The organism is Pseudomonadota bacterium (assembly GCA_013285465.1).
Lineage (GTDB): Bacteria > Pseudomonadota > Alphaproteobacteria > Micavibrionales > CSBR16-224 > CSBR16-224.
In genome coordinates this window covers 162,113-186,194 of sequence record CP053449.1, presented here as the reverse complement: position 1 = coordinate 186,194, position 24,082 = coordinate 162,113, and the positions used below count along the sequence as shown (strand labels likewise).

The following is a 24,082-nucleotide window of genomic DNA, read 5'->3' as shown; positions in this document are numbered from 1 at the left end:
GCTGGTAAATTCCCTCCCGCCGCGCTATACATGAAATGCATGAAATTAACATTATTTTGATTTTTTATTCAGGAGAAAAAACCAATGTCCGTTTCCAAAAACCGTGTTTTCGGCAGCCTGTTATCGCTGATGGTCGGAACAGCCGTGATCTCCCTTGCCGGCACGCCCGTTTTTGCCGCAGATAACAACATCCCTGTACAGAATGTTGCACCGCTGAAAGCCGCTCCGGTTTCCTCCCGGCAACAGGAAGCGCTGGCCGATGCGTCCGATGTGTCCGAACTGCGCGCACAGCTGATCAAAAAGGAAAAGGAACTGGAGGAGCTGAAACACTCCCTCTCCCTGCAGCGCAAACAAATCGAAAACGCTACCCTTTACAAGGATGCGCAGGACAGACACGGTTTCAAAAACCTGAATATCGCACAGGTCGATTTTGAACTGATGAAAAAACAGGAAGATCTGGAACGTCAGGCACGCGGCCTTGTCCAGCAGCGGGAATGGCTGGAAAAAGAGCGGTTGCGCATTCAAAAACTGCAGCAGCAGGTCGCAGGCGCGAATGGGGCCACAACGACCAAAGAGCTGACGGATGCTTACCAAAAAATGGATTCGCTGGAAAAACGTTATCAGACGGAAATGTCCAAACTGGTCAAAGAAAACAAGGAGATGCAAAACCGCATCACCGAATTGCAAAATCAGAAATCCGTCAAAACGCCGGTACAGATCACCACAGGCAGCCGCGCCGCCGAGGATGAGCGTTTAAAAGCCGAGCGGAAAATCATCGCGATTGAAAAACGCCACGCCGCCGAACGCGCGCAGCTGATCGCCGATAACAGCCGCATGCAGGAGCAAATCGCCAATCTGCAGACAGCACAAAAAGCGGAAGCCGAACAAGCCCGCAGCAAAGCCGTCACAGCGGAAGAAAAACAACAGGCCGAAGCGCATATCCGCGAGATGGAAAAGCGTCACGCCGCCGAACGTGCACAGCTGATCGCGGAAAACAGCCGCATGCAGGAAAAAATGGCGGCCTTGCAACAAGCGCAAGAAACCGCCGCCGCCCTTGCCAAGGAAAAAACGGCAACGGATGCGGAACGCCGCGCCGCCGAATCCAAACTGGCCGAACTGCAAAAACAGCATGAGGCGGAACGCCAACTGCTGAGCGCGAATAATAAAAAGTTGCAGGATTATCTCTCCAAACTGGAAACGGAAAAACAGCAGGAAATTGCCAAACTACGTACAGAGATGGAACGCGAAGCCGCAACAAAAGCCGCCGCTGCGAAACAGGCTGAAATGCAAGCCGCCGCGGCACGTATGGCCTCTTTAAAACAACAGCATGATGCCGAGCAGCAAAAACTGCTGGAAGAAAATGAAAAAATGCAGGCTCGTCTTGCCAGTCTGCAGCAGGCGCAGCAGGAAGAAGCCGCCCGCGCCCGCAATGCGGCCAAAACGGCAGAGGAACTCACCGCCGCGGAACAGCGCATCGCAGCCTTGCAAAAACAGCATGAAGACGAACGTATGAAGCTGATGCGCGAAAATCTGCAAATGCAGGAACGCCTTGCCGGTCTGCAACAGGCACAGCAAAAAGCCGCGCTTGCAGCAAAACAAGCCGATCAGGGCGTGTTGGCGGAAAAAGCACGTCTGGAAAAAGAACTCGCCGCCCTGCGTACCCAACATGAGGCGGAACGTCAAAAACTGATCCGCGAAAACGCCGCCGTTCAACAGCGTCTGGCTGCCGCCGAACAGGAAAAACAAAAAATTGCGCAGGACACCGCCGCACGCGTTGCCGCGCAGGAAACAAAATATGCCGCCGAGCTGGCAGCTGCACGCGCCGCACGGGAAAAGATCGAACACGTCAATAAACGCTATACCGGAAGAGATAACGATATCGCCTCTGCCGCCATGACCCATATCGAACCGCAGGCCGGCGGTAACGCAAAACCGTCTTTGGTCGTGAAAGAAATCTCTGCGGAAGATCTCGCCGCATTGGAGCGCAGCTACAACCCCGGTGCAAAACCGACACAAACGCCGCACCAATCACAAAACAACTGGGCCAATTCCCTGCCCGCTCCCGTCACGACAGAAACGGCACGTATGCAGGCACAGCAGGGCGGGCAGTATATTCCCGATTACGAGCCGCAGGCACCTGCGGATAATACGCCTGAAAACACCGTCACGGCGATGGAACCTGCTGTCAGCACGCATATGCCTTATGCCGCGGCATCCGGTAATATGCAGGCACAAGCAGCTCCCGTAGCAGCAGAGCCCGCTCCCGATGCGTATCGCAATTTCCTTGACGGTATTATGGCCGTCCACCGCGGCGAACGTCCGGCCACCGCTTTGGATGTTCCGACCCCGTCCAGCGTTCTGGCCGAGCGCGAAAAACGCGCAAATGAAGCCGCACAGGTCGCTGCGGAAATGATGCAGATGCAGCAACAACAGCAAACGACTATTTATGCGGAACACCCCGTCATACAGCAGCAGCAACAACCGCAGCCGCAATATCACGATCTGACCGCACCATCGGCACATATGCCGATGCAGACAAAACAGACTGTGCAAACACAGGTTTTGGCAGCCCCCGCACCGGTACAGCAAAAAGCCGCCCCGCTGCCGTCCTATGGCAGTACCGCCACGGCGGAACAGCCGCTATCGGCCCTGTTGAAAAAATCCGGTATCGCACCGGAGAACCCGCAACTCAGCGAAGACGGCTATATGCTGAAATGGAGCGCAGGTGTTGCCAACGGCTTGTTTGAACAACAGGCATGGCCGCAATATAAAAACGCCAATCTCCGTGATCTCGCGGCGCGTTATGTCTCGCGCTATAATCAGGATTGTGAAAACAAATTGCGCGTCTTGTCCGATAAAACCGTCAGCGACAGTATTCAAAGCGTTCACACGCTTTGCCCCGTTCAGGGCAATAATTACGAGGCCGTGTTTGTTTTCTATGCCGTACCGCAGCACAGCTTCTCGGCCATCGTTCATGTCGCACAACCCGTTTACAGCCGCGATCTGCAAACACTGACCGCAGGTCTTGTTCCGGCGCTACAGTCGCTTTCCGGCGCAGCCGTCAAAATCGACCATATCCCCGCACAGCTGTCACATAGTCAGGAACCGATTCTGATCCAGTAACGCCGCAAGAAGTTTTCTTATAAATAAAAAGAGGGCTGATTGATCAGCCCTCTTTCTTTATCCGTTTTCAGCAAATGCTATTTATTTTGCGGGAAATGGAAATCCGCACCCTGCGCCGGACCGTCAGGCCAGCGGGCGGACATGGTTTTCAGGCGCGTGAAAAAGCGGACGCCTTCCATCCCGTGCATATGCTGGTCACCGAACAGTGAGCGTTTCCAGCCGCCGAAACTGTGCATCGCCACCGGAACGGGAATCGGCACATTGATGCCGACCATACCAACCTCGATATCGCGGGCAAAGGCACGTGCCGTGCCGCCGTCGCGGGTAAAGATCGCCGTGCCGTTGCCGTATTCATGATCATTAATCAGTTTCACGGCCTCGGCATAAGTTTTTGCACGCACCAGTGACAGCACCGGCCCGAAGATTTCCTCCTTATAGATTTTCATCTCCGGCTTAACATGGTCAAACAGACAGCCGCCAAGGAAGAAGCCGCCATCGCAACCCGGCACTTTCAATCCGCGCCCGTCCACAACCAGCTTCGCGCCTTCTGCAACACCGCTATCGATATAAGACAAAACCTTGTCACGGTGAACCGCCGTAATCAACGGCCCCATATCGGCATCCGTTTCCGCAGGGCCGACCTTCAACGCTTCAATGCGCGGGGTCAGTTTTTCCACCAGCGTATCGGCAACATCATCACCGACGGCAACCGCAACGGAAATCGCCATGCAGCGCTCTCCGGCAGAACCGTAAGCCGCGCCCATCAATGCATCAGTTGCCTGATCCATATCGGCGTCAGGCATGATAATCATATGGTTTTTCGCACCACCCAAAGCCTGCACGCGTTTGCCGTTTTTCGTACCGGTTGTATAGATATATTCGGCAATCGGGGTCGAACCGACAAAGCTGATGGCTTTGATATCCTCATTGTGCAAAATGGCATCCACCGCTTCCTTATCGCCATGGATGATATTGAACACGCCTTCGGGCAGTCCGGCCTGCTCCAGCAGCTCCGCCATAAACATGGCGGCGGAGGGATCACGCTCCGACGGTTTCAAAATAAAGGTGTTACCGCAGGCAATCGCAATCGGGAACATCCACATCGGCACCATCGCCGGAAAATTGAACGGCGTAATGCCCGCCACCACACCTAAAGGCTGGCGCATAGAATAACTGTCTACGCCCGTGCCAACGCTGTCGGAATATTCCCCTTTCAGAAAACTGGGAATACCTGTGGCAAATTCAACAATTTCGATACCACGCTGCACTTCACCTTCGGCATCGGTTTTCACTTTACCGTGTTCACGGCTGACAATACGGCCCAGCTCTTCGGCATTTTGATGCAGCAATTCCAGAAAGCGGAACATGACGCGGGCGCGGCGTTGCGGCGGCACCTGCGACCAGCTTTCAAACGCTTTTTTGGCAATCTGCACCGTCGCATCAATTTCAGCGGCGGAGGCGAAAGGCACCTGCGCAATCACTTCGCCCGTTGCCGGGTTAAAGACATCGCCAAAGCGGTCGCTGCTGCCGGGGGCGGCATGGCCACCCGTATAATGTTTCAATTGTGCAAGCATGTTTTCTTCCTCCATCTTATAAAAAATTTCTATTTCAAATTCTTGATCACGCCGGACAGCGTGTCGAAAATTTCATCAATCTGCTCTTTGGAAATCGTCAGCGGCGGCGACAGGGCAATCGTGTCACCCGTCGTGCGGATCAGCAGACCTTTTTCAAAACATTGCAGGAAGGCTTCAAAAGCGCGCGCCGTCGGCTTGCCGTCAATTCCCTGCAGCTCAATCGCACCGATCAAGCCGGTATTGCGGATATCAATCACATGCGGCAGCTCTTTCAAAGCATGGATGCGCTCTTCCCAATACGGCGCCAATTCTTCCGTACGGGCGAAGAGTTTTTCCTCTTTATAAACATCCAGAACCGCCAGACCTGCGGCAGCCGCAATCGGATGCCCCGAATAGGTATAGCCGTGGAACAGCTCGATCGCGTTTTCCGGCCCCTTCATAAAAGCGTCATAGATTTTACTGTCAACAGCAACCGCCCCCATCGGAATCGTGCCGGCGGTCAGGCCTTTTGCCATGGTGATAATATCAGGCTGCACACCGTAATATTCCGCCGCGGTGGCGGCATTACCGACACGGCCAAAACCGGTGATAACCTCGTCAAAAATCAACAGGATACCGTGTTTGGTGCAAATCTCGCGCAGACGTTCCAGATAACCTTTCGGCGGTATCAGCACACCTGTCGAACCGGCAATCGGCTCGACAATCACGGCGGCAATCGTTTCCCCGCCATGCAGCGCAACAATCCGTTCCAGATCATCGGCAAGTTCCGCACCATGTTCCGGCTGGCCTTTGGTAAAGGCGTTCTTTTTCAAATCATGCGTATGCGGCAAATGGTCAACACCTGTCAGCAGCGTACCGAAAAACTTCCGGTTATTGACGATCCCGCCGACGGAAATACCGCCGAATCCGACACCGTGATAGCCGCGCTCGCGCCCGACCAGACGGGTGCGTCCGGCCTCGCCGCGCACATTGTGATAGGCCAGCGCAATTTTCAGCGCCGTATCAACCGATTCCGATCCGGAATTGGTAAAGAAAACATGGTCAAGACTGCCCGGCATCATTTCCGCCAGACGCGTCGCCAGTTCAAAAGCTTTCGGATGCCCCATCTGGAAGGCGGGGGCGTAATCCAGCTCCTGCACCTGTTCCTGCACGGCTTTCACCACTTTCGGATGGGAATGGCCGATATTACAGCACCACAGCCCTGCCGTGCCGTCCATCACCTTGCGCCCGTCATCGGTCATATAATGCATTTTATCACCGGAGACGAACATGCGCGGCTTTGACTTAAACTGGCGGTTCGCCGAAAACGGCATCCAGAACTCCTCCAGCCCCGTTTTGTTGCGGCGCGCTTCCTCCGTCGGCGTATTCGGTGTCGTAGCAAGTGACATGGCTTTTCCTTTCCTTCTCAAAAAAAAGATCAATTCAATTCGTTTTACAAATTTTCCGCAGCATCAGATAAACCGCACCGCCCAGCAGCAGCCCGACAAACCATGCATAAGAATAAATCGTCGAAAAAATCTCCGGCACATCCGCGATAAACCCTGCCGCTTTTGCAAAACCGGGCAGTGACGGCAGCGCACCAAAGACCAACGCAATCATTCCTGCGGCATTCCAGCCTTTTCCGCCGCGGCTGTAAATACCGTCGCGCTTATACAAATCATCAATTTCCAAATCCGTCTTACGGATGAAATAATAATCCGCCAGCATAATACCGGCGATCGGTCCCAGCAGCGCCGAATAACCGACCAGCCAGACAAAAAGATAATCACCCGCGGTTTCCATCAGCTTCCACGGGAAAATCGCAATCCCGATACCGGCGGTGATATAGCCGCCGGTTTTAAAAGAAATCTTTTTCGGTGCCACACTGGAAAAACCGTAAGCCGGCGCAACCACATTCGCCGCCAGATTGGTTGTCAGCGTCGCAATCACCAAACCGCATAATGCCAGCACGGTTGCCGTGCCGCCCATTTTTCCGGCCAGCTGTACAGGGTCCCAGATCGCCTCGCCGAAAATCGTCACAGTTGCCGAGGTCACGGCAACACCGATAAAGGCAAACAGCGCCATCGGCAAAGGCAGCCCCAGCGCCTGACCGATAAACTGGTCTTTCTGTGTTTTTGAAAAACGGGTGAAATCAGGAATATTCAATGCCATGGTTGCCCAGAACCCGACCATCGCCGTCAGGCTGGGGAAGAACACCATCCAAAACTGCCCTTCCTTCGCACCGCCTGCCACAAAAGCGCTCGGCGTCGATAACATTTCCCCGAAACCGCCTGCGGTAAAATAGGCCCAGCCCAAAAGTGCCAGCCCCATAAACAGCAAAAACGGCGCCGCCAGCGTTTCCAGCCAGCGGATGGATTCCGTGCCGTGACGGATAAACCAGATATGCAGCCCCCAGAATCCCAAAAAGCACAGCGTCTGCCAGATATTAATATCCAGAAGCGGTAGCGGATTTGCGGTTTCCAGCACGCCGCCGGTCAGATTATTGATGATGATGTAAATGGCCGAACCGCCGACCCATGTATTGATGCCGAACCAGCCGCAGGCAACAAGTCCCCGCGCAACGGCGGGAATTTTCGCACCGAATGTGCCGAAGGAAGAGCGCAGCAATACCGGAAAGGGAATACCGTGTTTTGTTCCCGCATGACCCAGCAGCATCATCGGCACCAGCACGATGCAATTGCCCAGCAATACCGTCACAACCGCCTGCCACCAGGCCATCCCTTCGGAAACCAGACTGCCCGCCAGCATATAAGTCGGTACGCAAACCACCATCCCGACCCATAATGCGGCAATCGCCTTCCAGTCCCAATGGCGCGCGGAATCAGGCGTTACCGCCAGATCGGCATTCCACAAAGCCTCATCAGCTGTTTTCGGCATTTTGATATCGGAATGATCGGCGTGCATAAAGGCTCCGGCCTCCATTGTTTAATGTCTATAAGAATCGTGCACACCCTTGCAAACTCCAGCGGTAAACCGCGAATTTACGGGACTTACTATAATATGAATCCCGCCAAAGGCAAGTTTTTGTTTTCACGGGCATTATCCCTGTTTACTTTTATATTTCCCCGTCCTACCATTTTTAAAGCGGTTTTATTTTACAAGGTGTGCCTGTTGTCCAATTTTCAGGAGTGTCGCCTTGCAACCTAAAAACCCGTCCTCACAAAAACCGAAGAAAAACCTCCGCAAATATTTCAACCTTGCCATCGCCGCTGTCGGGTTATCCGTCGCCGCACAAGGCATCTCCTATGCCGCCGCCGATCTTCATTTGCCGCCGGATTCCAAAGCGGCGGAACATGTCACGGTCAATGAACGCAGCACATCGGCATGGACAAGTCTTGAAAGCGGACGCGATTATTTACGCGGCACATCCGAAAAAACCGAAAAAGCCTCACTGTCCAATATTTTCAACCGCGATATGAAAGAAACGCGCAGTGCATGGACATCCCGCGACTGGAAACGCGTCATCGACCGCCATAACCGCCAGATGCAGCGCCCCGGCGAAAACCGCGATCTGGTTGTCAACTGGGCAAAATCTCTGGATGATCTGAAAGACAAACCGCTGTTTGAACAGCTCTGCGAAGTTGACCGCCGCGTGGATAATTTCCTGATCTATGACAGCGACGAAAATATCTACGGCAAAAAGGATTATTTCGCCACACCTGCGGAATCGCTCAAAAACGGCTTTGGTGACTGTGATGATTTCGCCATCATGAAATATGTCTCGCTTTATTATCTCGGCGTACCGGATGATGATATGCGCTTTACCGCCGTGACGATGAAATGGGATAAAACCGCAGGCCATGCCGTACTGGTCGTCAATGCCGATGACGGCAATTACGTGCTGGATAACCGCACAGCTGCAGGCTTTGTACAAAAAGACGATTATCATACATGGGAATACCGCACCGTCAGCGCCATGAATGCCAGTAAAGTCTGGCGCGCGTAAACAGCGTCTATGGCAGGCCGGTAATTCTGTCCTCTTGCGGCCAGGTCACTTTCCAGCCAAGGCGGATATCTTTCTGCTCTTCGGGCGCAAGCGTGAATGACCATCCCGTCAGACCGCTAATCTTGTCAATATCCGTCTCATAACCCTGCGTGGTTTTATCGCGCAGGATGGCGATTTCAATCTCGTCATCCTTGCTGACCGGCACGGTTTCACGCACACGGATATCAACAGGGGTTTTGCGCAGATTTTTGATCTCCGTAATGTAATGGCGCTCCAATGAAGCCTCCTTCACAATCAATCCGTCATCCTTGCGTTCGTCTTTCAACGTATTGCGCTTGACGGACAGGCTGTCATCAACACCAAAGAACAGATTATGCTCTTCCTCGGGGCGCAGCAGCGGAATCCGCGTTTTCCCGACATAAGCACCGTCACGGAACAGATTCACCTGCCCGGGCAAAACAGGCGCTTCGCTTTTCAGCTTGCCATGCGCCACCAGAAACGCCTCCGCCAGATGCTGCGGCTGGATATGGATTTCCAGCTTGTTTTCAACATCAAAACTGCCGACCATCAGCTTTGTTTCTTCATTATCACTCAGAACCGTCACCGTATTCGGCACACGATATTCGGCGACAAAACCGCCGGTATCCACTTGCGCCGCGGCAAATTGTGCCTGTTTCTGCGGTGCCGTTGCCGTTGGGTCATGGTCATCGCTAAACTCTATTTCAAACCGCCGCGCCTCCGCTGTGCGCCGCCATTCCTGCAAGGGATCAGTAACAGCGCCAACAGTCCCCTGTGCCGTTGCGTTAGCGCGTAACACACTGTAATCCACAGATGACTTATAACTATTCACCCATACCGGATTCAGTGGCGGCAAGGCGGCACTACGATGCGGCTGCGCTGTGGACAAGGTCAAAGCCACATCACTCCAGTCTTCACCGGAAAGCTGGCGCACCGCGCCGTACTGCACCAGCACCAGATCACCGCTATCCGTATCAAGACGCGCATCGTAAATCGGCTGCCATGAGGCATTGCCGGTCTGATAGGTCAAATCCAGCTCCAGCTCCGTTGCCGCCATCGCCTCCAGCGGCACCGTCACCTCATAACTGCTGCGCGATCCCGTCCGCAAAGACGATAATTCCCGTTTTACTTTCTGCACCGCCTCGTTCAAATCACGGATATTGATATCATGCTGCTGCTGCGCCTGTTTAACGGCGGCGGTTTCTTCCTGCATTTTTTTCGCCGCGCTGATCCATTGCAGCGGCTGCAGGGTAAAGCTTTTGATCTCTTCATTAATTTGCTGCAAGGCATGGGTTTTGATCGTGTCCATCAGCTGCAGACGGTTTTTCAGGGCATTGATTTCCGCTTTTTCAAAACCGATCTGGTCAGCGAGTTTTTGCAGATTATCGCTCAGCACCCGCTCTTTTTCCGAGGTCAGCTCCTGCGTAATCACCCGTTTATGCGCCAAGGCACCGATCACCACATCCGCCTTGGCACTGCCTTCCACACGCAGGGAATCCGTGGCAATTCTGTCAGGCAAGCCGCGAAATACCACCGTATGCGCCCCTTGCGGCAGTTTTATCTTTGCATGCCGCGTCACGGCGGCGCGGTTTGTATAAACGGTCACGCCGCTGATTTTACTTTCCGCCGTAAATTCCTCCGCCTGTGCCAAAGCCGGAAAAATCAGCAGCAGCGCCAGCATAAAAAAAGATATCTGTTTCATGTTTACCCGCATCTTTTTAAAACTCCGTTCTTTCCATTATGCTATTGCGGCAGACCCGACAGATTTTGATCTTTCGGCCAGGTCACTTTCCAGCCAAGACGCATCTCCTGTTTTTGTTCAGGTTTCAGCGTAAAGACCCATTCCGTCAATCCGGCGATATTTTCCACATCCGTTTTATAACCGGCGGATGTTTTATCTTTCAGGATTTCGATTTTCACATCGCCTGATTTACTGACGGGAATGACTTCGCGCAGACGGATATCGACAGGCGTTTTACGCAAATTCTGAATATCACTGACGAAATTCCGCTCGATAATCGACTCCTTGATAATCAGCCCGTCTTCCTTGCGCTTGTCTTTCAGCTTGTTGCGTTTGACGGAAATCTGGTCATCAATCCCGAAGGACAGATTATGTTCCTCCTCGGGACGCAGCAGCGGAAAACGGCTTTTGCCGATATAAGCGCCATCGCGGAACAGGCTGACAGGGCCGGGCAGAATAGGCGTTTCCCCTTTCAGCTTGCTATGCGCCACCAGAAAGGCTTCCGTTGTTTGCGCCGGCTGGACATGCACCTCAAGCTTGCTTTCCGTCTCGAATGATCCGACCAGTAATTTACTCTCGGTATTATCGCTTAAAATCGTCGCCGGACCGGCCACCTTATATTCGCTGATAAAACCGCCGGTTTCGATATTCGCGGCAACAAAACGCGCCTGTTTTTGCCCGGGCTTTTTCGCGCGGCTTGCTTTCGCTGTCCGCCGCCATTCCTGTAGCGGGTCAGTACCGATATTTTGCTCTTCTTCATCACGGCTAACATCCAGCTGACCCTGAACCTGCCCGATCGGTGTCGGCAGTGCTGCACCGCCGATCCGTTTTGCAATCTCTGCACGTTTGACATTGGTATCTTCCACGGCTCTTCTGTACTCTTCCGAGGTCATATCGTCATAATTTCTCTTCATCAACCACATCGGCGAAAATGCAGGCGGTGATGTGCCGCGCTGCGGCTGCGCCGTTGACAAGGTCAGTGCCACATCATTCCAATCCTCACCCGACAGCTGTTTCACCGCACCATATTGCACCAGTTCCAAACGGCCTTTTTCCGCCGTTTCCAGCCGTGCATCATAAATCGGATGCCATGACGCATTCTGTACCTGATAGGTCAATTCAATCGTCATATCAGCGGCAGCGGATGAGTCTAGCGGCACCGTCACCTGATAGGAGCTGCGCTGCCCCGTGCGCTGCGACCGCAGCTCTTCCGTAATTTGCGCAACCGCCTCATTTAGTTTCCTGATCTTCATATCATGCTGCTGTTTCATACGCAGCGTTTCCGACATATCCTGCTGTACGGCCTGTGCCGCTTTTGCCCATTCCTCGGGATGAAATTCCACAGGCTGAAATTCCTCATCGCGCTGCAGCGGCGTGTTATCACCGATTCTGCCGACAAGATTCTGCCTTTCCTGCAGGGCTTCCAAACCGATATTTTCCGATGCGATTTGGTCACGCAAAAGCTGCAGCTTCTCATTCAGTTCCCGCTCCCGCTCCGATGTCAGCTCCTGCGAGATCACTTGTTTATGCATCAAAGCGCCAATCGTCACCGTCGCGCGGGAGCGTCCCTCCACACGCAGGGAATCGGTATCAATCTGCGCCGGAAGCCCGCCAAACACCACTTCCTGCGCACCTTTGCCGATTTTCACACGGGCCGTACGCGTTACCGCCGCACGGTTGGCATAAACCGTCACCGCCGTGATTTTACTGTCAGCTGTGACGGTTTCCGCCGCCGCATCCGCCGCCGCAGGCATCACCAGACAAATCGCCAAAATAAGGAAAAACAGTTTTTTCATTTCGTCCATGCCCCTCCGCATGTTAAAGTCTTGCAACATTATCAAACAAAAAAGTATGGGAAAGGTTAACGACGATGTGCCGGTTTTTCCGCTTTGTGACATATCTTGCCGCGCTGATCCAGTTCGGCAGCAGCATTTTTATTCTGGTTAACGGGCATAACGCCCAGCATGCGTTGCTGGCGCTGGCACTGATGGCGCTGCCTGTTCTGACCGCTTTTATGCTTTATACCGGCCCGTCTTTGAAAGAGCTGCGCCTGTCCCGTCAATTAAACTGCGCCCGTATGGAAGACGAGCTCGCAACATTGGAGAAAAAAAATGACCAAAAAGCCAAGTAAAAAAACAGACGCCAAAACCGCGCTGAAAGAAAAGCTCGATCTGCCGCTGATCGCCGCGCCGATGTTTCTGGTCTCCAATCCCGATCTGGCGCTGGCCTGTTGCGAAGAAGGCATTACCGGAAGTTTCCCCGCATTGAACTGCCTGACCTCGGATGATTTTGAAAAATGGCTGGTGCAGATGAATGACGGTGTTGAAAAACTGGCGACAGATAATCCGGGCAAAAAAATCGGCCCCTATGCCGTTAATCTGATCGTGCATGAAAGCAATAAGCGCCTGCAGGAAGATCTGGAACTTTGCATCAAACACAAAGTGCCGGTCATCATCACCTCGCTGGGTGCGGTGCCGGAACTGGTGGAAAAAGTCCATGCCTATGGCGGCATTGTACTGCATGATGTCACCAATGCCTATCACGCGAAAAAAGCCGCCGATGCAGGCGTTGACGGTATTATCGCCGTTGCCGAAGGCGCGGGCGGCCATGCCGGAACGCAGGACGCACAAACGCTGGTGGAAGACATCCGCAAGGTTTTTGACGGTATTATCGTCCTAGCAGGCGGCATGACCACTGGCGAAGATGTTTATAATGCCGAGAAAAAAGGCGCGGATTTCGCCTATATGGGTACGCGTTTTATCAATACAACGGAATCCGCCGCCCCGGCAGATTACAAACAAATGATTATTGATGCGGTGGCAGATGACATCATCTATACCGATGCGGTCAGCGGCGTTCCCGCCAATTTCATGCGCCAAAGTCTGGAAAAAGCCGGATTTGATCTGGAGGAGCTGAAAAAAGGCCCGTCAGGCAAAGGCAAGCTGAAACCGCTGGAGGAAGATGCAAAAGCATGGAAAACCGTCTGGTCGGCAGGGCACGGTGTCGAGAATATTGACGATATCCCCTCGGTTTCGGAACTGGTCACGCGCTTTAAGGATGAATATAAACAGGCGCATGACCAAGACGCGAAACCGTCAAACGGTGCGGGCAATGATAACAACCGCAAAAAACCGTCAGGCGGCTTGCGCCGTTAAAGCTGTTTACGCAGCAACACACGGTCACAAACAACGCCGCCCATTTCGGCGCGATAGCGTTTGATTTCCTGAAAACCGTTTTTCAAGAAAATACGCAGCATGGCATGGTTGTCGGCGCGGCAACGCCCGACCACGGCCTGATAATCCGTCTCCTTCATCAATCGCAGCCAATCCGCAAAAAGCTGTGACCCCAGCCCCATCCCCTGAAAAGCGGGGGACAGAGAGGCCACGGCATAATAAAAACAATTCTCCTCCATATCATCCAGATCCGCCGCAATATCACTCCGCTCCAGCGGGCAGCCGCCGCAGACGCCTGCGATCACACCGTCTTTTTCAATCACCCAGAATAATCCGTCCTTATCCCGCAAACCGCGATAATAATCTCTCGCCGTTTCCTGCGTCCAGTTTTCACCCTTATCGGGGGCGTTGAAACAGATGCGGTAAATCTCCGCCGCCTGTTCCAGTACATCTCCCGCCATTTTTACTGCACGCGTCTGTGCCATATTTGCCTTCCTTTTCTTCCTCTTCCCCCGTTATGATAGAAAGAAAAATCCGTGCAGGAAAAGAGGAAATGAAAAAAATCGTCATTTTAACAGGGGCAGGTATTTCAGCGGAATCGGGCATCCGCACCTTTCGCGCGTCGGACGGTTTGTGGGAGGATCACCGCGTTGAGGATGTCGCCTCCCCCGAAGGATTCCGCCGCGACCCCGCACTGGTTTACCGTTTTTACAATCAGCGCAGACAGCAGCTTCTCTCCCCCGAGATCGCGCCGAATGCCGCACATCACGCGCTGGCCGCGCTGGAAAAAAACTATGACGGCGAAGTTGTCGTCGTGACGCAGAATATTGATGATTTGCATGACCGCACAGGCAGTCAAAACCTGCTGCATATGCATGGCGAATTACTGAAAGCGCGCTGCCTGTCCTGCGGTGAAATTTCGGAACTGCGTGATGATTTTGATGCCGCGACACACTGTTCCGCCTGCGGCATTGCGGGAGGGCTGCGCCCGCATATCGTCTGGTTCGGTGAAATGCCGCTTTACATGGACGAGATTTATCATCATCTCTCCGGCTGTGATCTTTTCGCCGCCATCGGCACATCAGGCCATGTCTACCCCGCCGCCGGATTTGTCGAAGCCGCCGCCCTGCACGGCGCAAAAACCGTCGAGCTCAACCTCGAACGCTCCCTCACCCATTCCGCTTTCGATGAAGGCTTTTACGGTCCCGCCACCGAAACCGTCACCAACTGGGTCAACGAATTACTGTAATTCCTTCATTTTGTCCCGCAATATATCAGGCAGCACTTGGCGCAATTTTTCTTCCATCATGCCCTGTGTGATACGATCATCATAGAGAACGCGCAGCATCCACAGAGCATAATCAGCACCGCCTGAAAAGTTCAAGTTGACCAAACCAACAGCTTTAATAAGACAGCCCAGTTGCGCTAATTCTTGCTTGGCGTTCAGAGCTGTATAACGCTCACCACACTCTACATATATATGTTCTAAGCTATCTGCCCCGACATAGACTTTTACATTCATTGGGTAATGCGCATTCTTTCTCTTTCGATCTCGTTCGTGGTACGATACTCCAACTACCTTGCGCAAATGGAGTGGCATTCGCACCTTTTCCCGATAACGATCAGCAGTTCTGTTTCCGTCAGTCCAACCTTCATGATTAAATTTAAAGGCAATTCTGAGTGTATCTTCATCGATCTCATCCCGCACATTCACAGTTATATCTTTTATATACTCGTTTAACGTAAATTCCCCATACACAGAGATGCCTGTTACATCCTGAATTTTCTTTCTCATTTCTTCAAAAGGGGACTCCGCTTCACGTAACCAACCCTGATAGACAGGGTCATCCTTCTCCAAAGGCAATGGTAATCCGTTCTTTCTCTCACGCACAAGTTTCGAAGCGAAGTGCCTTATTTCCATGGAGATCGGTTCATTTCCACGATACTTGTAAAGGCCTTTTTCTGTAACATGATAGCCCCCATTTCGCAGAGTTCTGACATATTCTGGATTCTCAGGGTCGAAAACAATTTCCGTACGTTTGTAAACATCCCCCTTTGCTCGTTCGATCTTTCTTAAAACATCGAATGTTAACTCGTAACCAAGCACAGCCTCAACAAACGCATCTGCCAATTCCTCCGCAGAAGCATCTCTCCAGCTTTTTTTTAAAAGACGGTTCTGAATAGGCGTTGTCAATTCTTCAACGATACTGGTCTGTAAAGCAGTTCCCGCACCTCCATCACCTTCATAAAGTGATCCCTGCCAAGGCGCGGGCTGCGCAAGAACCGCGCCTTCTGCAAAAGGAGACACAAGAAACACAACAACAAAAAGAATAAAAATCCTACGCATGGTCTAATTAAAGCCAGTTTTGCGCATAAAGGATAGAAGAATTTGCCTTACCGCACCGGACGACACTGCGACAGCACGACATTTTTATGCCCATGTGTCGTTTGCGAAACATTGGCGGTGCAGCGTTGTAAATCACCCGCGACTTCCGCCGTGATTTCGTACTGGCCTTTTGACAGCTCCCACAATTCCGCAGGCAGATCGATCGGGGTCAGGTCTTTTGCCGATAATGTGCTAAATCTTTCCGACAGGCTTTTCTCATCACCCTCGCCGCCGGTGACAATCACATTCTTATGCGCATGGGTGGTCTGCACGACATTGACGAGATAGTGCAACGTATCGCCCTCTTCAACAAAGCGCGTGGCATAGACGCCTTTTTTCAAATCCTTGAAATCTTCGGGGGTTGTCACCGCCGCAACCTGCAAGGCAGGCATTTTCTCGAATAATTCCTGCTGTTTTTCGGCGGCGCGGCGCTCCAGATAATCATGACGGCTTTCAAAATTCGCCTTGTCGCATCCGACCAGCGCACCCACTGCAAAAATTCCGACCAGACCCGTTTTAACAAACTGTTTCATAAAAGCCGTACTCCCCTGTTTTCTGGTATTTCTCTGTGTTTTTATTATGGCAAATTTAACAGGGGAAAGTCAAGGAAAAAGTTTTAACATTTGTTATAACAATACGGTTTTTTCGTTATTTTCCGTTTATTTACGCCGGAACGTCAATCACAACGACTTCCGCATCGCTGACGGCACTGATTTTGACCGCTTCCTGCGCTGTAATTTCCGCACCGTCACCTTTTTTGAGCACCTGCCCGTCCAGTGAAATCTCGCCTTCCGACACCAGCAGATAGGCCTGATTGTGCAGCTTATGCACAATCTCCGCCCCTGCCGCCAGCCGCCCGCCATAGAGAAACGCATCCTGATGGATGTAGAGCGCGCCTTGCGCATCATCCTCTTTACGTCCCGAGACCAGCAAATGCAGCGCCTCCGTTACAGGCGTTTTCGGAAATTGCCGCATATCCCAGCGCGGCTGCACACGGTTTTCACGCGGCGTAATCCATATCTGGAACAGATTGGTTTCCTCATCTTCCGCATTCTGCTCGGCATGCAGAATACCTTTGCCCGCACTCATCACCTGCACATCGCCCGCCGCGGTGCGGCCTTTATTGCCCAGATTATCCTCATGGCTGATCGCGCCTGTGCGAACATAGGTAATAATCTCCATATCACGGTGCGGATGCATGCCGAAACCGCTCTGCGGCTGAATAATATCATCATTAATGACGCGCAATGTGCCGAACCCCATCCGCGCCGGATTGTGATATTCCGAGAAACTGAAGTGATAGCGCGCATGCAGCCAGTCATTCTTAAACTGCCCCAGCCCTTCGAAAGGATAAATTGTCACAGCCATTTTCCGCCCCTTTTCTCTTCCCTTGTTTCATGTCACAATAAATGCGTCTTTATTATAAAGAAAGCCGGTCCATGAAAAAGCTGTTTAATACTCTTGCGGCACCCGTCAAAAAATTCTTTTCCCCGGAGAAGAAGAGCGCAAATAACAACACCGCCCGCACAGATGCGGTGATGGACGCTCTCGCACAGAAAAACAGCGCTATCGAAAAATATCTTTACCTCGCCAATCTGAAACAGCGCGACACGGATTTGTTTTTCCAGACTTTCCACAACAATATGGAGGAGGTCATGCCGCTGGTCTATACCCCGACCGTCGGCGAAGCCTGCCAAAAAGCCGGACATATTTTCAGCAAAGTCAGCGGGCTGCACATCACCCCTGCGGATAAGGGCAAAATCAAAGAGAAACTCGCCGCACTGCCGGAAAAAGATATCCGCGCCATTGTCGTCACGGATGGGGAGCGCATCCTCGGCCTCGGTGATCTGGGCGCAAACGGTGCGGAAATCCCGCATGGCAAATTATCGCTTTACAGCGCGCTGGGCGGTATTGAACCGCGACAGAGCCTGCCGGTCATGTTCGATGTCGGCACCAATAACAAGGCTCTGCTTGCCGACCCCCTTTACCTTGGTCACCGCTCTGAAAGATTGCGCGGCGCGGAATATCTGGAATTGATGGATGAATTTATTGATGCGGTGAAAGAACTATATCCGAAAACCGTATTGCAATTCGAAGATTTTGCCACCGATAACGCCTACCGCCTGCTGACGCGTTATCAGGATCAGCTCCCCTGTTTCAATGATGATATTCAGGGCACAGGCGCAGTTGTGCTGGCAGGGCTCTATGCCGCCGCCCGCGAAACGGGAACGGATTTCAAGGATATGCGCATCATGTTCCTTGGCGCAGGCTCTGCCGCAACGGGTATCGGCGATTTGATCGTCAAGGCCCTGCAGGAAGAAGGCTTGTCTGAAAAAGAAGCACGCACACGCCTCAGCTTTGTGGACAGTAAAGGTTTGGTCACAACAAGCCGCGACAAGCTGGAAGCGCATAAAAAACCCTATGCCGTTGATGCCGCGCCTGCGGATTTTCTGTCTTCCATTGATACGGTAAAGCCGCATGTGCTGATCGGTGCAACCGGAAAAGCAGGCGCATTCCCCAAAGAAGCCGTCGGGAAAATGACGGCGCTGAATGAGCGCCCGGTCATTTTCGCGCTCTCCAATCCGACGGCAAATGCCGAATGCACCGCGGAGGATGCTTATAAATGGAGTAAAGGAAAGGCGCTCTTCGCCAGCGGCAGCCCGTTCAAATCCGTCGCCTATGACGGCAAGACACTCATCCCCGGACAGGCCAATAACGCTTTTGTTTTCCCCGGTATCGGTCTGGGGGCAATGGTGTCCAAAACATCAAAAATTACCGATTCCATGCTACTGGCCGCCGCCAGAACGCTGGCCGCCAATGTCAGCAAAGACGATCTTGCGGCAGGGTCGCTTTATCCGCGTATGGCAAAGGCGGGCGAGATGTCGCGCGCCATCGCAAAATCCGTTATCAAAACGGCTGTGAAAGAAAAGCTGGTCCCCGCCGCCCCGCCGAAAAATATTGATAAATTTCTGGATAAAAAATCCTATGACCCTTTTCGGGTGGCACCGCAAACAGGTGCCGCACGCAAATTACTGCAGCGCTTTAAAAGGTAAAAAATGGCCGGATATCTGACGGATTTCATACTCTGGGACAGCCGCACAAAAGATATTCTTCTTGTTGTGCTCGCCGTATTTGCCGCGCAGATCACATGGCTGATAGCCGCAAAAATGTTTCCCGCTTTAAGGACAAAAAACAAAGACGGCGAACCGCTTTATATGCCGCTGTCCCGCGTGCTGATTGTCTGTGCCGTCTTCACCGCCGTCTATCTGCCGCTGGCCACACCGCAGACGGAGGATAATCCCCCCGCGGAAAACACGGCGGAAATCGATATTGAAAAAACAACCATACCCGCACCCCAAAACGGGGAAGAGACTTTCTGATGCAAGAGCAGTGGACGGAATTTATCCTGTGGAATTCTCCGGTGAAAAGCCTGATTATTGCCGTGCTCGGTTTTCTCATCAGCACTGCCGTCTGGATGGTGCTGACACGTCTTTTTCCGGGACTGCGAAAAGGGGAGACCGCAGCCGCAGGCTGGCCGCCGGCACGGTTTGCCGTTTTAATCCCCTGCCTGTTCGGTATTTTTATGCTTCTGAAAGCACCGCCCTATATCGCCGTTCTGGACAGTCTGGGAACACAGCACCCGGTTTTAAAAATCCTGTATGAGCATCATCCTGATCTGAAAGACCGCATCACCGCGCGGATTGCCGCTGTGATGGAGCTGGAACTGCCACAGGACGACGCCGTCGAAGCCGTCACCGTCATTCTGCTGGATGAAATTATGCCGCATTTCGGGCATTATATGATGAAAGCATCACCCGAGGCCATTCACAGCCTGCTGCGGTCGAAATCCTCCGTCCTCGACGGGCTTATGCGCTCCGCGCAATATGACACCTGCGCCGATTACATTACCGGAAAAACCGCAAGGCTGCGCAGCGTTTCGGTCGTTATCGGCGATGATGCCGTTATCAATGAAACCTATACGACACTTGGCATCATCGAAAGCGCCCTGCAGGCACCGAATGATCCGTCCTTTTACACGACCCGCCGCCTTGAACGCCGGCTTGAGGCAATCTATCGCGACAGCGGGCAGGAAGATAAAATCAAACAGGCCATGCAAAACCCCTATATGACGAATGCCGAAATGTGTTTTGTCTCGACAACGCTTTTCGCCGGCTTAATCAAACTTGACCCGCATGAGGCCAGCGATATCTATAAAAACATTCTGCTCTTATCGCCTTAAAGCACCCGCGCGACTTTTTCCCGCTGCGCCGTGTCCGTCAAATGCGCCAGCGCTTTATAAAGCAGCTCCACCCCTTCGATTGACATCACCGATTCCGGATGGAATTGAAAGCCGGAAAACCCCGCACCGCGCATCGCAATAATGCGGCTCTTATCATCACAATCAAACGCAATACCGCGGCATTTTTCAGCCGCCTCATCCATCACGGGCGAAAAGGAATTGTAAAATCCCAGACGGCAATCTTGACCGTCAACCGTCACAGCAATCGGCATACCTTGTGTCGAGCTGGTCTGCTGCGCCACCGTCAGGCCTTCATGCAGTGCCAAGACCTGATGCCCCAGACACACACCCAAAAGCGGCCTGCCCGATTTGCGCAAAGCCGCCGTAATATCATGCAGCTTTGCCATACGCGGTTGATCACGGCTGTTCGGATTACCGGGACCGGGGCCGATCAATGTCACATCCGCTTTATCCTGTGCGGGGTTATAGGCAAAGGTATCCGTGACGGTGACGTCTGCGTCAAAACTGCGAATTAAATGCGCGATCATATGCGCAAAATTATCCTCGTTATTAATAATCGTGACGGATTTACCTTCCAGCGCCGTTCCCAGCTGCGGCGCATAATGGTTTTGTTTCTGCATCCAGAATTGCGACAGCTGGTCATTGCGTGCTTCAAAATCCGCACGGATGCCGTCCTGTAATTCCTGTGTCAAATAAGGAACGGCATCGCTCTCGCTGGTGAAATAACGCAGAATTCCCATCGCCTTTGCCGTCGATTCCCGCGCCTCATTTGCGGGGTCGGAATCACGGACAAGCCCGCCGCCGGATTGCACGACAAAATTTCCGTCTTTGCCGATTTCCGCCATACGGATCAAAATGGCGGCATCAATATCACCATCCGGTTCTTCGGTACGCGGCCTTTTATAAACGCCGATTTCCCCCGCGTAATAACGGCGGGAATCAGGTTCGTATTTTGCTATCACCCGCGCCGCCGATTCCATGGGAGAGCCGACCACCGTCGGTGCATGTAGCGTTTCACGCAAAGCGTCAATCGAATGCAAAGTCCGTTTGCCGATCAGATTATATTCGGTATGCACAACCGCACCGACCTCACGCAGAAACGGGCCGTTCACCGCCCCGCCTTCCGGACAGATCAGACCCATGATTTTCATTTCCTCATCCAGCACCTGAAACAGCTCGTTAATTTCTTTTTTATCGTGAATAAACTGTTTCAATCTTTCGGGAAAAGTTTCGCGGTCCTCCTTGCGCAAGGTTCCGGCAATCGGCGTCATAATCGTCCGCGTACCCGTCACTTCCAGATGCCGCTCCGGTGTTGCCGCCAGAATAATCTGCGCGTCATTTTCCTCCGCAGCCGGATTGTAAAACAGCACCGCCATATAATGGCCGCGCTGCAAAATAATCCGGCGGAATGTTCCCAGCAGCGATTGCAGTGACAGGTTCTTAATCCGCCCCGCAAATTTACGCGAGATTGTCGTCTGTGACACATGCCCGCCTTCAATTTCATTCTGCTGAAACGCCGCCACCAGTGCTGCGTAATCATCGTCATTCAGCAGCGGTTCAACACTGCCGTCCAGATCAAATCCTTCCTGCGGCAGATGCGGCAAAATCTCTTCCGTTGCGAAACCCAGCTGTGTTTTTGCCGACAACCCCAAAACAGGTTCATCTCCCTTAGCCTCGAAACCGCGTTCACGAATGGCGGCATAAGGCAGCACAAAAACAACATCATTATTTTCACGCCGTGCAAGCTTATGAATATCACGAATATTGTCCAGACGGCTGACCCTCCCCTGATAAAAATTCAGCCGTCCTTCTTTCTCAATCAGGGCGAAGGGTTTTGTATCATCAATTGTTTTTACAAATTCTATATTAAGCATGAATGGCTCCTTTTAAATCCTGCGTCAGTTTTGCGATATGCGAGAGAAGTTCCGTCCCGCGCCATCGCTCAAACAAACCGACAAGGGCGGAGCCGACAATAACCCCATCCGCATATTTTGCCATCACCTCCGCCTGCTGCGGCGTCGAAATACCGAAGCCGACACAAAGCGGTTTCTTCAGATTTTTCTTCAAATCCGCCAATGCTTCCTGTACATCACGGGGCAGATCATCGCGCGCGCCCGTCACCCCCGCACGCGCCACATAATAGACATAGGCGGTGGAGGCATCATCGACCAGTTTCAGCCGTTCCGGTGATGTCGTCGGCGAACACAGAAAGACCGTTCCCAGCCCGTATTTTTTTGCCGCAGCAACATAGTCTTCCGCTTCCTCCGGCGGAATATCCGTCAGCAAAGCCGCATCAATACCGCTTGCCACCGCCTCTTTGGCAAAGGCCTCATAGCCGTAGACAAAAACAGGATTGGCGTAGCTCATCAATACAACCGGTGTTTCAAATCCCGCCGAACGGAATTCCTTCACCAGCCCGAAAATGCTTTCCATGCGGAACGGATGTTTTAAAGCACGTTCGGACGCTTTTTGAATCGTCGGACCATCGGCAACAGGGTCGGTAAAAGGAATCCCCAGCTCGATCATATCCGCGCCGCTGCGTGCCAGTGTTTTCAAAACCGACAGCGTCGTCGCCATATCGGGATCGCCCGCCGTAATATAGGGAATAAAGGCTTTGCCTTTGGCAAATGTGCTTGCGATTCTGCTCATAACGACAACTCCTCTGCCAATGCTTCCATCACAATCCCCATATCTTTATCGCCGCGCCCGGAAAGATTAACGATAATGATTTGCTCTTGTGTCATTTCCTTTGCACGGCGCAGCCCGTAAGCCAGCGCATGCGATGATTCCAGCGCAGGCAGAATACCCTCCATCCGGCTCAATTTCCGGAAAGCCGCCAGCGCTTCTTTATCATGCACATATAAATACTGCACGCGCCCTTCTTCCATCAGATTGGCATGTTCGGGGCCGACACCGGCATAATCCAATCCTGCGGAAATGGACTCCGTCAGAGAAATCTGTCCGCTTTTATCCTGCAAAACATAGCTTTTCATACCTTGGAAAATTCCCGCATGCCCGCCGGAAAAACGCGCCGCGTGATGACCTGTTTCAATCGCCGTGCCGCCGGCTTCGACCGCCGTCAGTGCAACCTCTTTATCATCCAGAAACTCGTGAAAAGCCCCGATCGCGTTTGAGCCGCCGCCAAGACAGGCGCAGATTTCATCCGGCAACCGGCCTTCCGTTTCCAGAATTTGCGCCCGCGCTTCCTGCCCGATGACTTTGTGAAAATCGCGCACAATCATCGGATAAGGATGCGGCCCCAAAGCCGATCCCAGCAGATAATAACTATCGGCAACATTGCTGACCCAGTCGCGCATCGCTTCGGATACGGCATCTTTCAAAGTTGCCGAACCGCTTTCCACACCGCGCACTTCCGCGCCCAGCAGACGCATACGGAACACATTCGGCTCCTGCCGCTTGATATCCTCCGCCCCCATATAGACAACGCAGCCCATGCCCATCTTGGCCGCAACAGCTGCCGTCGCCACACCGTGTTGCCCTGCGCCGGTTTCGGCAATGATGCGGGTTTTACCCATATGTTTGGCCAGCAAAATCTGCCCGACGGCATTATTAATTTTATGTGCGCCGGTATGGGTCAGATCTTCGCGTTTCAGATAGATTTTCGCGCCGCCGCATTCCGCCGTCAAACGCGCACAGAAATACAGCGGTGTCGGCCTGCCGACAAAATGATTGAGCAAATCCGCCAAATCATCTTTGAATTCCGCCGTATCTTTTATCTCCAGATAAGCCGCCTGCAAATCCAGCAGCGGCTGCATCAGCGTATCGGGTACAAAGCGCCCGCCGAAATCTCCGAAATAACCCTTTTCATCGGGCAGGTTCCGTAAGGAAACTGTCATTGT

General features: G+C 52.7%; 20 protein-coding genes. 8 read left to right on the top strand and 12 right to left on the bottom strand.

Annotated elements, in window-relative coordinates:
• The first annotated feature begins 84 nt into the window (after positions 1-84).
• Positions 85-3,123, top strand: a complete 3,039-nt coding sequence (locus HND56_00885) for a hypothetical protein (GenBank protein ID QKK04322.1) — start codon at positions 85-87, stop codon at positions 3,121-3,123.
• Between the two features lie 77 nt (positions 3,124-3,200).
• On the opposite strand, the gene HND56_00880 is transcribed toward HND56_00885, so the two are convergent.
• Genes HND56_00880 through HND56_00870 form a run of 3 tightly spaced genes read right to left on the bottom strand, consistent with a single transcriptional unit; the run spans position 3,201 to position 7,601 of the window.
• Complete coding sequence (locus HND56_00880) at positions 3,201-4,697, bottom strand: CoA-acylating methylmalonate-semialdehyde dehydrogenase (protein ID QKK04321.1); 1,497 nt, start codon at positions 4,695-4,697, stop codon at positions 3,201-3,203.
• Positions 4,698-4,726: 29 nt separating this feature from the next.
• Positions 4,727-6,085 carry an aspartate aminotransferase family protein gene (locus tag HND56_00875; protein QKK04320.1) on the bottom strand — a complete coding sequence of 453 codons (1,359 nt, stop codon included), beginning with the start codon at positions 6,083-6,085 and terminating at the stop codon, positions 4,727-4,729.
• 34 nt (positions 6,086-6,119) lie between these two features.
• Positions 6,120-7,601 carry an NCS1 family nucleobase:cation symporter-1 gene (locus HND56_00870; GenBank protein QKK04319.1) on the bottom strand — a complete coding sequence of 494 codons (1,482 nt, stop codon included), beginning with the start codon at positions 7,599-7,601 and terminating at the stop codon, positions 6,120-6,122.
• A gap of 232 nt (positions 7,602-7,833) precedes the next feature.
• Between HND56_00870 and HND56_00865 the strand changes: the two genes are divergently transcribed.
• Positions 7,834-8,643 carry a hypothetical protein gene (locus HND56_00865; protein QKK04318.1) on the top strand — a complete coding sequence of 270 codons (810 nt, stop codon included), beginning with the start codon at positions 7,834-7,836 and terminating at the stop codon, positions 8,641-8,643.
• 7 nt (positions 8,644-8,650) lie between these two features.
• Here HND56_00865 and HND56_00860 read toward each other — a convergent pair whose 3' ends face one another.
• Both HND56_00860 and HND56_00855 read right to left on the bottom strand, forming a co-directional pair.
• Positions 8,651-10,363, bottom strand: coding sequence for a mucoidy inhibitor MuiA family protein (locus tag HND56_00860; protein ID QKK04317.1), 1,713 nt, complete (start codon positions 10,361-10,363; stop codon positions 8,651-8,653).
• Between the two features lie 41 nt (positions 10,364-10,404).
• A complete protein-coding gene (locus HND56_00855; GenBank protein QKK04316.1) occupies positions 10,405-12,207 on the bottom strand; it encodes a mucoidy inhibitor MuiA family protein in 1,803 nt (600 codons plus the stop codon).
• A 65-nt stretch (positions 12,208-12,272) separates the two neighbouring features.
• Between HND56_00855 and HND56_00850 the strand changes: the two genes are divergently transcribed.
• Positions 12,273-12,533: a hypothetical protein gene (locus tag HND56_00850; GenBank protein ID QKK04315.1), complete on the top strand. Its 261-nt coding sequence runs from the start codon at positions 12,273-12,275 to the stop codon at positions 12,531-12,533.
• A complete protein-coding gene (locus tag HND56_00845) occupies positions 12,514-13,557 on the top strand; it encodes a nitronate monooxygenase (protein ID QKK04314.1) in 1,044 nt (347 codons plus the stop codon). Before HND56_00850 ends, HND56_00845 begins: the two co-directional genes overlap by 20 nt.
• Here the strand turns inward: HND56_00845 and HND56_00840 are convergent.
• Positions 13,554-14,060, bottom strand: a complete 507-nt coding sequence (locus tag HND56_00840) for a GNAT family N-acetyltransferase (GenBank protein ID QKK04313.1) — start codon at positions 14,058-14,060, stop codon at positions 13,554-13,556. The genes HND56_00845 and HND56_00840 overlap by 4 nt on opposite strands.
• 32 nt (positions 14,061-14,092) lie before the next feature.
• Here HND56_00840 and cobB point away from each other — a divergent pair, with 32 nt between their 5' ends.
• Positions 14,093-14,824, top strand: coding sequence for an NAD-dependent protein deacylase (gene cobB / locus HND56_00835; GenBank protein ID QKK04312.1), 732 nt, complete (start codon positions 14,093-14,095; stop codon positions 14,822-14,824).
• Here cobB and HND56_00830 read toward each other — a convergent pair.
• From HND56_00830 to HND56_00820, 3 genes are all read right to left on the bottom strand, one after another.
• Positions 14,816-15,922, bottom strand: coding sequence for a hypothetical protein (locus HND56_00830; protein QKK04311.1), 1,107 nt, complete (start codon positions 15,920-15,922; stop codon positions 14,816-14,818). The two genes, cobB and HND56_00830, sit on opposite strands and share 9 nt — an antisense overlap.
• A 47-nt stretch (positions 15,923-15,969) precedes the next feature.
• Complete coding sequence (locus HND56_00825; protein ID QKK04310.1) at positions 15,970-16,494, bottom strand: hypothetical protein; 525 nt, start codon at positions 16,492-16,494, stop codon at positions 15,970-15,972.
• Between the two features lie 130 nt (positions 16,495-16,624).
• Positions 16,625-17,329 (bottom strand): pirin family protein, encoded by a 705-nt coding sequence (locus tag HND56_00820; GenBank protein QKK04309.1) that lies wholly within the window; start codon positions 17,327-17,329, stop codon positions 16,625-16,627.
• A 71-nt stretch (positions 17,330-17,400) separates the two neighbouring features.
• Here HND56_00820 and maeA point away from each other — a divergent pair, with 71 nt between their 5' ends.
• The 3 genes from maeA to HND56_00805 are packed head-to-tail and all read left to right on the top strand — an operon-like array spanning position 17,401 to position 20,201.
• A complete protein-coding gene (gene maeA, locus HND56_00815) occupies positions 17,401-19,014 on the top strand; it encodes an oxaloacetate-decarboxylating malate dehydrogenase (protein ID QKK04308.1) in 1,614 nt (537 codons plus the stop codon).
• Positions 19,015-19,017: 3 nt separating this feature from the next.
• On the top strand, positions 19,018-19,341 hold the full coding sequence (locus HND56_00810; GenBank protein QKK04307.1) for a hypothetical protein: 324 nt from the start codon (positions 19,018-19,020) through the stop codon (positions 19,339-19,341).
• A complete protein-coding gene (locus HND56_00805) occupies positions 19,341-20,201 on the top strand; it encodes a hypothetical protein (protein QKK04306.1) in 861 nt (286 codons plus the stop codon). Before HND56_00810 ends, HND56_00805 begins: the two co-directional genes overlap by 1 nt.
• Here the strand turns inward: HND56_00805 and HND56_00800 are convergent.
• Genes HND56_00800 through trpB form a run of 3 tightly spaced genes read right to left on the bottom strand, consistent with a single transcriptional unit; the run spans position 20,198 to position 24,079 of the window.
• Entirely contained in the window at positions 20,198-22,096 is a 1,899-nt protein-coding gene (locus HND56_00800) for a phenazine-specific anthranilate synthase (protein QKK04305.1), read from the bottom strand. The genes HND56_00805 and HND56_00800 overlap by 4 nt on opposite strands.
• Positions 22,089-22,871 (bottom strand): tryptophan synthase subunit alpha, encoded by a 783-nt coding sequence (locus HND56_00795; protein ID QKK04304.1) that lies wholly within the window; start codon positions 22,869-22,871, stop codon positions 22,089-22,091. The genes HND56_00800 and HND56_00795 overlap by 8 nt, the downstream gene beginning before the upstream one ends.
• Complete coding sequence (trpB, locus tag HND56_00790) at positions 22,868-24,079, bottom strand: tryptophan synthase subunit beta (protein ID QKK04303.1); 1,212 nt, start codon at positions 24,077-24,079, stop codon at positions 22,868-22,870. Before trpB ends, HND56_00795 begins: the two co-directional genes overlap by 4 nt.
• Positions 24,080-24,082 lie beyond the last annotated feature (3 nt).

Excerpts from the sequence above, each read along its gene's own strand:
- HND56_00870 (QKK04319.1), bottom strand. The coding sequence starts at position 7,601 with ATGCACGCCGATCATTCCGATATCAAAATGCCGAAAACAGCTGATGAG.
- HND56_00825 (QKK04310.1), bottom strand. The coding sequence starts at position 16,494 with ATGAAACAGTTTGTTAAAACGGGTCTGGTCGGAATTTTTGCAGTGGGT.
- cobB (QKK04312.1), top strand. The coding sequence starts at position 14,093 with ATGATAGAAAGAAAAATCCGTGCAGGAAAAGAGGAAATGAAAAAAATC.
- HND56_00850 (QKK04315.1), top strand. The coding sequence starts at position 12,273 with ATGTGCCGGTTTTTCCGCTTTGTGACATATCTTGCCGCGCTGATCCAG.
- HND56_00830 (QKK04311.1), bottom strand. The coding sequence starts at position 15,922 with ATGCGTAGGATTTTTATTCTTTTTGTTGTTGTGTTTCTTGTGTCTCCT.
- trpB (QKK04303.1), bottom strand. The coding sequence starts at position 24,079 with ATGACAGTTTCCTTACGGAACCTGCCCGATGAAAAGGGTTATTTCGGA.
- HND56_00805 (QKK04306.1), top strand. The coding sequence starts at position 19,341 with ATGCAAGAGCAGTGGACGGAATTTATCCTGTGGAATTCTCCGGTGAAA.
- HND56_00880 (QKK04321.1), bottom strand. The coding sequence starts at position 4,697 with ATGCTTGCACAATTGAAACATTATACGGGTGGCCATGCCGCCCCCGGC.
- HND56_00885 (QKK04322.1), top strand. The coding sequence starts at position 85 with ATGTCCGTTTCCAAAAACCGTGTTTTCGGCAGCCTGTTATCGCTGATG.
- HND56_00820 (QKK04309.1), bottom strand. The coding sequence starts at position 17,329 with ATGGCTGTGACAATTTATCCTTTCGAAGGGCTGGGGCAGTTTAAGAAT.
- HND56_00875 (QKK04320.1), bottom strand. The coding sequence starts at position 6,085 with ATGTCACTTGCTACGACACCGAATACGCCGACGGAGGAAGCGCGCCGC.
- HND56_00845 (QKK04314.1), top strand. The coding sequence starts at position 12,514 with ATGACCAAAAAGCCAAGTAAAAAAACAGACGCCAAAACCGCGCTGAAA.
- HND56_00840 (QKK04313.1), bottom strand. The coding sequence starts at position 14,060 with ATGGCACAGACGCGTGCAGTAAAAATGGCGGGAGATGTACTGGAACAG.
- HND56_00855 (QKK04316.1), bottom strand. The coding sequence starts at position 12,207 with ATGGACGAAATGAAAAAACTGTTTTTCCTTATTTTGGCGATTTGTCTG.
- HND56_00795 (QKK04304.1), bottom strand. The coding sequence starts at position 22,871 with ATGAGCAGAATCGCAAGCACATTTGCCAAAGGCAAAGCCTTTATTCCC.
- HND56_00800 (QKK04305.1), bottom strand. The coding sequence starts at position 22,096 with ATGCTTAATATAGAATTTGTAAAAACAATTGATGATACAAAACCCTTC.
- HND56_00810 (QKK04307.1), top strand. The coding sequence starts at position 19,018 with ATGGCCGGATATCTGACGGATTTCATACTCTGGGACAGCCGCACAAAA.
- HND56_00860 (QKK04317.1), bottom strand. The coding sequence starts at position 10,363 with ATGAAACAGATATCTTTTTTTATGCTGGCGCTGCTGCTGATTTTTCCG.
- maeA (QKK04308.1), top strand. The coding sequence starts at position 17,401 with ATGAAAAAGCTGTTTAATACTCTTGCGGCACCCGTCAAAAAATTCTTT.